This is a genomic window from Faecalibacterium tardum, assembly GCF_040096515.1.
GTDB classification, from domain to species: domain Bacteria; phylum Bacillota; class Clostridia; order Oscillospirales; family Ruminococcaceae; genus Faecalibacterium; species Faecalibacterium tardum.
Map to the genome: position 1 here is coordinate 1 of NZ_JBBMEO010000045.1, position 11,263 is coordinate 11,263.

The 11,263-nt window shown below is 60.9% G+C and carries 10 protein-coding genes; 5 read left to right on the forward strand and 5 right to left on the reverse strand.

The genetic code is table 11. From position 1 onward, the window contains the following. Positions 1-182 (forward strand): hypothetical protein (locus WMO44_RS13740; protein ID WP_349152913.1); only part of this gene is annotated, 182 nt, incomplete at its 5' end. A 98-nt stretch (positions 183-280) separates the two neighbouring features. On the opposite strand, the gene WMO44_RS13745 is transcribed toward WMO44_RS13740, so the two are convergent. Beyond that, the gene (locus WMO44_RS13745) at positions 281-883 is read right to left on the reverse strand and encodes a GNAT family N-acetyltransferase (protein ID WP_349152914.1); all 603 of its coding nucleotides are present in this window, start codon (positions 881-883) and stop codon (positions 281-283) included. A gap of 238 nt (positions 884-1,121) precedes the next feature. Here WMO44_RS13745 and prmA point away from each other — a divergent pair, with 238 nt between their 5' ends. Both prmA and WMO44_RS13755 read left to right on the forward strand, forming a co-directional pair. After that, positions 1,122-2,036, forward strand: coding sequence for a 50S ribosomal protein L11 methyltransferase (prmA, locus tag WMO44_RS13750; protein WP_055186281.1), 915 nt, complete (start codon positions 1,122-1,124; stop codon positions 2,034-2,036). Between the two features lie 198 nt (positions 2,037-2,234). Then, complete coding sequence (locus tag WMO44_RS13755) at positions 2,235-2,978, forward strand: RsmE family RNA methyltransferase (RefSeq protein ID WP_349152915.1); 744 nt, start codon at positions 2,235-2,237, stop codon at positions 2,976-2,978. Between the two features lie 448 nt (positions 2,979-3,426). Here WMO44_RS13755 and WMO44_RS13760 read toward each other — a convergent pair whose 3' ends face one another. Beyond that, entirely contained in the window at positions 3,427-5,058 is a 1,632-nt protein-coding gene (locus tag WMO44_RS13760) for a phosphoenolpyruvate--protein phosphotransferase (protein ID WP_349152916.1), read from the reverse strand. Then, positions 5,045-6,226, reverse strand: a complete 1,182-nt coding sequence (locus WMO44_RS13765) for a patatin-like phospholipase family protein (protein ID WP_349152917.1) — start codon at positions 6,224-6,226, stop codon at positions 5,045-5,047. The genes WMO44_RS13760 and WMO44_RS13765 overlap by 14 nt, the downstream gene beginning before the upstream one ends. Positions 6,227-6,406: 180 nt before the next feature. Between WMO44_RS13765 and WMO44_RS13770 the strand changes: the two genes are divergently transcribed. Both WMO44_RS13770 and WMO44_RS13775 read left to right on the forward strand, forming a co-directional pair. Continuing rightward, positions 6,407-7,057 (forward strand): HAD family hydrolase, encoded by a 651-nt coding sequence (locus WMO44_RS13770; RefSeq protein ID WP_349152918.1) that lies wholly within the window; start codon positions 6,407-6,409, stop codon positions 7,055-7,057. A gap of 144 nt (positions 7,058-7,201) precedes the next feature. Then, positions 7,202-8,257 carry a glycosyltransferase gene (locus WMO44_RS13775; protein ID WP_494337430.1) on the forward strand — a complete coding sequence of 352 codons (1,056 nt, stop codon included), beginning with the start codon at positions 7,202-7,204 and terminating at the stop codon, positions 8,255-8,257. A gap of 74 nt (positions 8,258-8,331) precedes the next feature. On the opposite strand, the gene WMO44_RS13780 is transcribed toward WMO44_RS13775, so the two are convergent. Together WMO44_RS13780 and WMO44_RS13785 are read right to left on the reverse strand one after the other, a co-directional pair. Further along, positions 8,332-9,051: a LytR/AlgR family response regulator transcription factor gene (locus WMO44_RS13780; protein ID WP_349152920.1), complete on the reverse strand. Its 720-nt coding sequence runs from the start codon at positions 9,049-9,051 to the stop codon at positions 8,332-8,334. 131 nt (positions 9,052-9,182) lie between these two features. Beyond that, on the reverse strand, positions 9,183-10,982 hold the full coding sequence (locus tag WMO44_RS13785; protein ID WP_349152921.1) for an aminopeptidase P family N-terminal domain-containing protein: 1,800 nt from the start codon (positions 10,980-10,982) through the stop codon (positions 9,183-9,185). Positions 10,983-11,263 lie beyond the last annotated feature (281 nt).

Consider the following 11,263-nt stretch of genomic DNA (forward strand, 5'->3'; position numbering starts at 1 on the left):
GGCTCGCGCTGCCCGCCGGATTGCTGGAAGGCAAAACGCTTGTGCGCATTGCCCCGGACGGCACGCAGACCGAGATGCCTTTTGAAACAAAGCGCGGAAAGATCATCCTTACGCTGGATTTTGTAAACAGCGAGCTGCCCGTGATGCTCTTCCGGCTGGTACCCCAGACCGCCGTCCTCTGAATGCTTTTACAGCGGCACAAACGATAAACCGCAAAAAGCCCGCCCACCGTGGGTCTCCACAGGTGGGCGGGCTTTGTTATAGGTGGTCTCCTGCGCGATCAGCAGTATGTACTGCCGTCCGGGGCAAAGAACTGAACGTGCTTTTGCCACTGGGTAGGGCTGATGGTGCGGCGGTAACAGTCGGTCAGTGCCTCTACCGCAGTCTCCGGGGCAAGGGGTGCGCAGCCCGGGCAGTCCAGCACCAGAATACGAAACCATGCGTCAAAAAGATGCTCGGTGTAGTGGGTGTCCCACGCGCCGCAGCGGGCGTAAAAGCCCAGCCGCCGCACCGCCATGGCGGCGTCCCCGGCCTTTTCCGGCATCTCGGCTTCAATCAGGATGGCTTCGGCGTCGCCCTCTTGGGCGGGCAGCTGCGCCAGCAGCTGTGCCCCGATGCCGTGGGCGCGGTAGGCGGGCACGACAGCAAAATAATCCAGCTGGCTCACCCGGCAGCCCTCCGGCCGCACCATCAAAAGATAAGCCGCCAGCGTGTCGCCGTCAAACACGCCCCAAGTGTGGGCGGTGCCCTCCGCTTCGCTGGTCAGGATCATGCTCAGGGGCTTCAGCTCCCCGGCGGGGAAGTCCCGGCGCATCTCGTTCAGATACACCCCGGTCAGCTCGGGGCCGGTGAGCAGCCGCCATGTGAAGGTTTTGGTACACATACGATAAAGATCCCTTTCCGATGCCGCTTTGCGCAGCATCCCGTTTTTTGCCTTGTCCAATATAGCATAACGGATGTTCTGCCGAAAGTCAATCTGTGCACCCTTTCGGGCGGCAGCGCCGCCGGTTTTGCCAAGGGGCTTGCATCCGGGCGCAGAATCGGGTACTATACAGGTAACAGAATTTTTTCCCCCTCCGGCGCTGCCGGAGGGGAAAGCATACAAAAAGGAGACTTGTACTATGGAATGGACCGATATCCGCCTGACCGTGGCCAAGGCTGATGCCGAAAACGCCGAAGCCGTTGCCACCCTGATCGCCGAGGGCGGCATCTACATTGAGGATTACAGCGACATCGAGCAGCAGGTGGCCGAGATCGCCCATGTGGACCTGATCGAGCAGGAGCTGCTGGACAAGCCCCGGGATACCGTGATCATCCATCTGTATCTGGAGCCGGGTGCTTCTCAGGTGGAAACGCTGGCGCTCATCGCCGCCCGCATGGAAGCCGCCGGCATCCCCTACACCGTGGAGACCGAGGGCGTGGAGCAGGAGGACTGGCAGAACGGCTGGCGCAAATACTACCACCCCATGGAGATCGGCAGCCGTCTGGCTGTGGTGCCCTCGTGGCAGCAGTACGACACCGACCGGGTCAAGCTGATCCTTGACCCCGGCCTTGCCTTCGGCACCGGCGGTCACGAGACCACCAGCCTTTGCCTTGAAGCGCTGGACGAGCAGGTGCGCGGCGGCGAGCGGATGCTGGATATCGGCACCGGCAGCGGCATCCTTGCCATTGCCGCCCTCAAGCTGGGCGCTGCCAGCGCCGAGGGCGTGGACATCGACCCCGTGGCGGTGCGTACCGCCGGGGAGAATGCTGCGCTGAACGGCGTGCAGGATAAGCTGACTGTGCTGGTGGGCGATCTGTCCGATAAGGCCAGCGGTACCTATGATATCATCACTGCCAACATCGTGGCCAACGCCATCCTCAGCCTTGCCCCCGCCGTACCCGGCCTGATGGCCGAGGGCGCTACCTTTATTGCCAGCGGCATCATCGACAGCCGCAAGGACGAAGTGATCGCCGGGCTGGAAAAAGCCGGTCTGTCCGTCGTGGAAGTCAAGGAAAAGCGCGGCTGGGAGTGCATCGTCTGCAAAAAGGCCTGATATTCTGAAGAAGTAATTACTGCATAAGCCTTCCCCCCTTGGGGGGAAGGTGGCTGCGAACGCAGGGAGCAGACGAATGAGGGGTAAATTCCCACAAGTTATTGCTTGTCTGCGCCCTCATCAGTCACCTGCGGTGACAGCTTCCCCCGACCGGGGGAAGCCTTTTCCAAGGAAAACCATAGAAAGGGAGCGCACAGTATGCCGCACCGCTACTTTACCACCGAGATCTCTGACGGCACCGCCACCCTGCGGGGGGCGGACGCCCATCACCTTGCCCGGGTGATGCGGGCAAAGCCGGGGGATACCGTCATCCTTTGCGACGGCAACGCCGTAGAGTACACCGCCACCATCACCGGCTTTGGGGAGGACAGGGTAGACTTTGCCGTAGAGCCGGGCTACCCCAGCGCCGCCGAGCCCACCGTGGAGGTGACGTTGCTGGCGGGCTACCCCAAGCAGGACAAGCTGGAACAGATCATCAAGCACGGGGTCGAGCTGGGCGCGGCGCATATCGTGCCTTTCTTCAGCCGCTACTGCGTGGCTGCACCCAAAAAAGAGGAGCAGAAGAACGAGCGCTACAACCGCATTGCGCTGGAAGCCGCCAAGCAGTGCGGCCGGGGCGTTTTGCCGGACGTAGCCCTGCCGCTGCCGAACTTTGGGGCGGTGTGCCGCAGCTTTGACCAGTACGACCTTGTGCTGTTCTGCTACGAGTGCGGCGGCGCACCCCTGCGTCAGCTGCTGGCAGAGGCAAAGCCCGCTGACGGGCAGAAGCTGCGCCTTGCCATCGTGACCGGCGCCGAGGGCGGCTTTGCCGCCGAGGAGGCCGAAATGGCCGCCAAAGCCGGGGCAAAAACGGTGGGCCTTGGCCCCCGCATCCTCCGCTGCGAGACCGCCCCACTGGCGGTGCTCTCTGCCGTCATGATCCTGACGGGGAATTTGGAGTAAACATAAAAAAGGACGTATCTGCTTGACAAATACGCCCGGAATGATTATACTGAGAACAGAAAAGGTGCTGCCCGGCAACGGTCAGCTTCCATACCCTAGACAATCAGAAAAGATTGGCCGTTTGAGTCTGGACAACTGTGGCGGTCAATCTTTTTTGTTTTGCTTGCTCTCGATGTACTGTAACAAGCCTTCGCCCTCTCAGGCGCTCCCGCGCCAGCTCTCCCAAGGGGAGAGCCAAGCCGTAAGGTTCATTACTGAAGTGTTAGGTGCAATGAGGAAGTTTCCGGCAGTGCTCTTGCCTCTCCCTTTGGGAGAGGTGGCATCGCGCAGCGATGGCGGAGAGGGCGAGCCCGCTAAAGTAAAAAACACAACGTCAAAGAGGCTGCTGCACAGGGGTTTGTGCAGCAGCCTTTTATTGTTTATGTTATATTACGTTTTGCAAATGCTTTTAGCCGTTTTCCCCTGCATCCGGGTGGGCATCGGTGTCCAGCAGGGCTTGCTTTGTCTTGAGCAGATTCTGCGGGCTTACCGAGAAGCTGCGCAGACCGAGGTGCAGGTACTGCGCCGTGTTGGCGGGGTTGCCCACGGCAAGGCCGCAGATGGTCACGGGGACGTGGTGCGCACCCGCGGCATCCATCACCATGGTGATCAGCTTTTTCATGGCCGGGCTGGCGGGGCGGTAGTAGTGCTCTGCGCTGGCAAGCTCGCGGTCGGCGGCGTGGGTGTACTGGGTCAGGTCGTTGGTGCCGATGACCAGAAAATCGCAGCCGTGGGCTACAAAGTCCTCCACGGTCAGGCAGGCGGCGGGGATGCTCAGCATCACGCCGAACGGAGTGTTTTCGTTAAAGGGCACGCCCCGCTCCCGCAGGCTCTGACGGCAGTGCTCCACGATGCTCATGGCGGCGTCCCAGTCCTCTACATCGGTCACCATGGGGAACATCACCCGCAGCGGCCCGCGCGCGGCGGCGCGCAGCAACGCGCAGATCTGGGTCTGGAACTGCTGGGGCTGGCGCAGGCTGTTGCGGATGCCGCGCAGGCCGAGTTTAGAGGACTGCGGCCCCTGATTGGCATCGGCCACGGTGCGGTCGGAGCCAAAGTCGAAGGTGCGCACGGTCACCGGGCAGCCGTTTGCGGCTGCCAGACAAGAGCAGTAGAAGAAATACTGCTCCTGCTCGTCCAGAATGCGCCCGGGCAGCATCATGTAGCCGCTGCGCAGCAGCCCCACGCCCTTGGCACCGGACTGCATGGCGGTGTCGATATCCTCCGGGCCAAAGCAGTTGGCCAGCAGCTCAAAGGGTTCGCCGTCCCGCGTTTCGTCCGGCAGGCTGTGCAGCTGCTTCATCTCCGCGTCCTCGCGCTGGAGCTGGCAGATGCTGGCTTCTGCCTGCTGGCGGGCGACGGCGTCCGGGTCAAGGATGCAGTTGCCGTTGGTTGCGTCCAGAATGACGGTGCGACCGTCGCAGTCGTCCAGAAAATCCTTGCCCACCTGCACGATGCCCGGGATGTTCATTGCCCGGGCAATGATGGCGGCATGGCTCTGACCACTGCCCTCGGCGGTGATGACGCCCAAGATCATGCCGGAGGGCACGCTGAACAGGTCGGTGGGCATCAGCCGGTCGGCGGCAAGGATCACCGGATGATCCAGCGCCAGCCATACCCGGGGACGGTTGGTCAGGATATTGATCACCCGGCGGGTGGCGTCCAGAATATCCACGCTGCGCAGCTGCATATAGGGGTTATCCTTCATGTTGGCAAGCTGGTCGGCGTAGCGCTGCCCCACCTGATGCATCGCCGCCGAAGCGCTGATGCCCGCATTGATGCAAAAGCGCACCTCGTTCATCATGCCCTCGTCGTCCAGCATCATGCTCTGAAACAAAAAGATGGCCTGCTCGGTGGGGGCGGCGCGCTCTGCCATGGAGTCCAGTTCATTCTGCGCCGTGTGCACGGCGTTTGCCAGCAGCCGCAGCTCCCGCTCCGGGTTGAAAGGCCCGTGGCTGAAGGTCTCCACATGATGTTCCAGTCGGCTCACCTGTCCAAGCACCAACCCAGGGGAAGCGGATACGCCTTTATAAACTTTCATCTTCTGTCACCTCCGGCAAAGCCGATGCGGTCAAAGTGCGCCACACCAGCGCCTGTAAGAATGTATTGGGCAGCAAAGCGGCCAGCGCTGCCTGCCCGGCGGTGCTGCTGCCCGTAAACAGCGGGGTAAAGCTTTCCATACGCTCTTTGTCGCACGCCGCCAGAAACGCCTCGGCCAGCGTCCGGGTGGTGTAGAAGTGGGTGGGGTCTACCCCGGCGTCCTCGGCGGCGGCTTCCAACGGGGCAAGCTGGGCGTCCTTCATCCGTGCCAGCAGTAAAGCGGCATCGGCGGTCAGGGTGACCGGGTACTTCTCCCGCACCTCCTTCTGCACTGCGTCAAAGGCTGCGCGGAAGGCTTCGGCATCGGCGCTGCTGTCCGCGCCGCTGTCCACCGCGTAGGCGCAGCCCCGGATGCGGCCAAAGGCGCGCAGGGTGTCGTAATAGCCCAGCTCCATGTTGCGCTTTGCGGTGTCGGGGTCGAAGTGCAGGATATCGCCCAGCTCCCAGTAGCTGCGGATCATGGTGGTGGGCAGGCCGGTCAGGTTCGGACGGGTGATGCCCACGCCCTCAAGGTCCACACAGACCAGCTCCTCTGCGCCCATGGTCTTGGCAAGGCCGGTGGGCATGTTATCGCTGTACCCGCCGTCCAAAAACTTTACCCCGTCGATCTGCCGCGCCCGCAATGCGGGGAAGCAGGCCGCCGAAGCCATCAGATAGTCCCGCACCTGCCCGGCGGGGATATCCTCCAGCGTCAGCTCCCGGGGGCGCAGCCCGCGCTGCTCCACCGTCACGATGCCGAACCGGATGGGCGCTGCCCGCAGCGCATCCTCGTCCAGCACCCGCTCCACGATCTCTTCCAGCGGGGTCACGTCCATGCCGCCTTCCTTTACCACCCGGCGCAGAAACTGATGCAGGGCGGAAAGGTCGGCGTTTTCCTCCGGCAGTTCCATCACATCCCGGCTGCGGATGGTCAGCCACATATCCCGGGCGGTCTCGTACAGATCCAGCACGAACATTGCACCGTTCAGCCCGCCCACGCTGGTACCGGTAATGATCTGCGGGTGCCAGTCCAGCTCCATCAAAGCCCGCCAGACGCCTACCTGATAGCTGCCGCGCGCGCCGCCGCCTGCCAGCACCAGCGCCTTTTGCGTGGGTTCTCTGCGTTCCATATCAAGCCCTCCCGTGCACGTTCCCGGTATTTTCTAAAATTGTTATAATTATACCATACTTTCGGATAAAATTCTCCCGAATTTTCAGAGATCATGCCTTTTTCCTGTGAAAGTTTCGTGCTATACTAGCCGGAGATAAGTATAGAGACAGCCCGGAGGGGCGCACAACAGGAGGAAAATATGCACTGCAAACAATGGATCTTTGATATGGACGGTACCCTGACCGACAGCATGGTGGTGGTATGGGAGGGTGCCCCGGAGGCGCTGCTGGCGCGCTTTGGCCGCACCCCGAAGGCAGACCTGCACGAGACCCTGCTGACCATGGGCATGGAGGACGGCGCACAGTACCTCATCCGGGAATATGCACTGCCGCTGGACAGGAACGGCTATCTGGACGTGATGCGCGAGGTGATCGCCCAATTGTACGAGAAGGTGGAGCTGAAGCCCGGCGTGCGGGACACCCTTGCCCGGCTGCGGGCCGAGGGCGCGCGGATGTGCGTGTGCTCCAACACATGGAGCAGCCAGTGCCGCACCGTGCTGACCCGCCTTGGCATCGACGAATACTTTGATTTCTACATCGAGGCGCGGGGTGCTATGAGCAAGAGCAGCCCCGCCCCCTTTATGGAGGCGCTGCACCGCCTTGGCGGCACAAGCCCTGCCGGGTGCGCCGTGTGCGAGGACGCGCTCTACGCTGCCCAGACCGCCCACGACGCCGGTTTTTATCTGGTGGGCATTCAGGACACCACCAGCGCTGCCGATGCCCCCGCTTTGCGCCGGATATGCAATCAGTTTTTGCCGGACTGGACTGCGCTGGACTGGGCGCAGGTATAAACTGCCTGCTCCCGGATGGATAAACGCCTATCCTCTTGCATTTTGCGTGCTATAGGAGTATGATAATATAAATAATTACGTCTTTTTTACAAAGACATGCTTTGGTGAAGTGAAAAATCCCTCAAACCTTATCGTCAAAAGGAGATCCCTGTCATGACAAACCCGCTCGTCAGCATTATCGTGCCTGTGTATAATGCGCAGAATAGTGTTGCCCGCTGTCTGGAAAGTATTTGCGGCCAGACCTATCAGGAGCTGGAGATCATCGTGCTGAACGACGGCTCTACGGATGACAGCCTTGCCATTTGTGAGCAGTTCCGGGCAAAGGATCCACGCATCGTGGTGGTGGACAAGGAAAACGAGGGCGTTTCCTGCACGCGGAATGCCGGGCTTGTCCTTGCACACGGCGACTATATCCAGTTTGTGGACAGTGATGACGCACTGGATCCCGATTACACCCAGAACCTTGTGCAGGCTGCTTTGCAGCACAGTGCAGACCTTGTAATCGCCCCATACTGGATGGTGATTCCTCCAAATTCCACCAAGACGGGTTACTTCCTCGAGACACTGCAAACTTCGCTGGGCATCGAACCGGAAACGCCGAAAACTGAGGTGCGCAAATATAGCTTTCTGCCGGAGGGCATTTACAGCCGGGAGGACTACGCCCGCAGCCTGATGCAGCAGCCTGCATCCTTTTACTACGGTGTGCTGTGGAACAAGCTCTACCGCCGGAATATCATTGCAGAAAATCAGCTCGGCTTTGCCCCCGAGATACACTGGGCTGAGGATCTGATCTTCAATATGTGCTATCTGGAGTACGCGCAGGTGTTTGTGTCCATCTCCACCGCCGGGTATCATTATATCCAGAACCCCCAGAGTCTCTGCCATACCCAGATCGGTCTGCTCGACATTGTGGAGAACAAAACGCAAATCTTTCAGCTGTTCAAGGAGGTGTATACCCGCCTTGGACTGTACGATGAGATGGCGGCCAAGATCTACAAGTATCTGTTCGCTTTTTCGGAGAACAGTTCACCCTCAAACAGTCTGCAGGGTGCTTTGCTGGATGTTATGGCTCATTTGAGCGACACCGCCGACCAGTCCAAAACCTCCACCCAAAAGTCTCAGAAGAAACCCAAAAAGTCTCAGAGTAAGTCAAAAAAGTCTCAGCAGGAGCCCAAAAAGCCCCGGCGTAAGACAGAGTGAAGCGTTTTCCTTTGTGAATCCTAAAAAAGCCGCTGCACAGCGAATTTGCGTGCAGCGGCTTCTTCATTTTTTCTTTACCTCAATCGGGCGCAGAAAGCCTCCCGGACGGCGGCTTCCCGCCCGCGGGGAATGGGGATGCGCGCCCCGCTGCGCATCCGTACCTCGCCGGGGGACAGCAGCTGTACTGCTTCCAGATTGACTACATAGGAGCGGTGCGGCTGCACAAAGCGGCCATCCGCCAATAGCGGCTGTGCCACAGCAGAAAAGGGCACCCGCAGCGAGAGGGAGGCCACATCCTCTCCGGTGGTCAGGTGGAAGTGCACGATATGGTGGGTGCATTCCAGATATTCAATTTCGGCATAGGCCAGCGCCCGCACGCCGTCTGCGGTGGTCACGGTAAGGGTGGGGCCGTATTCCGGCTCCACCGCCCGCTTGAGCAGGGCAGAAACTTCCGGCTGGTGCACCGGCTGCAGCAGATACTGCATGGCGTCCACCCGGTAGGCGCTGTATGCGTGGGCCGGGGTGCGTGCCACAAAGGCCAGCGGCGCGCGGCGGCCCCGGCGGCGCAGCTCTGCCGCCGCCGCAAGCCCTTCGGGCCGGGCTACCGCCGCAAGCTCGATGAGGTACAGCTCGTACCGCAGCCCGGCGGCATCCTGCTGCAAAAGCGTCTCCGGGCTTTGCAGCTGCTCCACGATGCAGGCGTCCTCCCGCCGGGCAAAGAACTCCATGCACTGGTGCTCCAGCCTGCTGCGCAGCGCCCCGTCCGGGCTGCAGATCGCAATGTGAAAGATCATGGTTTGGTTTCCTTTGCGGAAAAATCATCTTAAATCAAGCAATTCCGGGCAGACTGCGGTCTGCCCGGAATTGCATTTTTACGGCAAGAGTCAGGACGGCAAGCGGCAGCTGACTTTTGTTCTTTTTAGCATTAGCAGCCGATGGCGGCGCACTTCTCGGCCAGCCATGCGCGCTCGTCCTCGGTCAGGCGGGGTGCCAGCTGCTCGAACACCTTGCGGTGGTAGTCGTTCAGCCATGCGACCTGCTCCTTGTCCAGCACGCCGGGCACGATGGGAGAGGTGGCAATGGGTACAAAGGTGAGGGGACGGAAGGCAAGGAAGGTGCCGTACTGGTTGTCGGCCTTGTGGTAGCACTCGATCTCGTTCTCGATGCGGATGCCCACCTCGCCGGCTTCATACACGCCGGGCTCGTCGGTAACGATCATGCCCGGGCGCATCAGGGTGGTGTTGCGCCCGTTCAAAGCGTGGGGGCCCTCATGGACGTTGCCCACAAAGCTGACGCTGTGGCCGGTGCCGCAGCGGTAGTTGATGAGGTGACGCCACAGCGGCTCGCGGGCGATGGTGTCCAGCATGTGGCAGTCGCAGTAATCCAGCCAGACGGCCTTGGCAATGTCGATGTGGCACTGCAAGGTCCAGGTATAGAACAGCCGCTCGTCCTCGGTCAGTTCGCCCAGCGGGTAGGTGCGGGTGATGTCGGTGGTGCCGTCCAGATAGGTAGCGCCGCTGTCCACCAGCAAAAAGCCCTTGCGCTGCAGAACGGCGTGATCCTCCGGGGTGGCGTGGTAGTGCATCATGGCTGCGTTGCCGCCGTAGGCTGCAATGGTGCCAAAGCTTTCCACAAGGAACTTGTCGTTTGCGCTGCGGTACTTGTGCAGGATCTCGTCCACGGTCAGCTCGGTCAGCTGTTCGCCGGAAGCCAGACGGTTTTCCAGCTCGATCTGGAACCGCACCATGGCAACGGCATCCCGCAGATGGCACTCGCGCAGGTGTGCCAGCTCCACCTCGTTCTTCACGCCCTTCATGGCCAGCAGGGGGTCGGCGGCGTCCTTCACGGTCAGGGCAGGGTTGTTTTCCAGCACCTGATACACGGCGTAGTTCACGGTAGCGCTCTCCGCCAGCACGGTCTGGGGCTCAGTCTCGGCGGCCATCCCGTCCAGAATGCTGTCGTAGTCGGCCAGCGTTACGCCGTTGGCTTCCAGCTCTGCCTTGGCCTCCGGGGTGACCCGCGCCTGATCGATGAACAGCACAGCGCGATCCGGGGTAACATAGCAGTAGGCCATGGCGTAGGGGGTGCACTCGATATCCATGGCGCGCAGGTTCAAAAGCCAAGCCAGATTATCCAGCTTGCCCACCAGCTGGGCGGTGCAGCCCTGCTCCTTCAGCTTTGCGCGCAGCTGCTCCAGCTTTTCCGCCGGGGAGAAGCCTGCGTACTCCTTGGGCAGGATCCATGCCGGGGTAGCCGGGCGGGCAGGACGGCCCTCCACCCACAGCTCGTCCTCCAAGAACAGGGTCTTGATGCTGCCGTGCTTGGGTTCCAGCTCCTTTTTCAGGTTGTTGACCAGTGCACAGTTGGCGGTCAGGCCGCACAGACCCAGCGTGCCGCCCTCGGGCAGCACCTTGCCGCAGTATTCCTCAGCGGTGGGCACGCCCGGCTCGCCCATGCGCATCAGCTGGATCTCGGTACCGGCGATCTCCTTTTCCGCCTGCACAAAGTACCGGCCGTCTGCCCAGACGGCGCTCTCGGTCATGGTGACTACAAAGTTGGAGTTCTCACCGTGGAAGCCGGAGAAGTAGGTCAGGGAGGTGTAGTGGTCGGGCAGATACTCGCTGGAATGCGGGTCGCCCACCGGGATCAGATAGACGTCCACGCCGTTTGCCTTCATAGCGGCACGCAGCGCGGTCAGACGCTCGGGAACTGTGTTCATACTCATAACAAAAGCCCTCTTTCTGTTATTTGCCGGAAAAACGTCCGGCGGCGATGGTTTGCTGCTGCTATTGTATCATTCTGCGGGGAAGAATGCAATGCGGGGACGATTTGGAATGGCCTCCGCTTGCGCTCTGGCCATGTTCAGCGGAAGAATTATTTTATATTTCGCGTTTGTCGCGCTCTGCGGAGCGCTCCAAACGCTATTTTCACGGGATGGGTCGTAACTGGAAACGGCAGCTGCTGCGCTTGCTCCCCCGGGGGGAGCTGTCGCGCAGCGACTGAGGG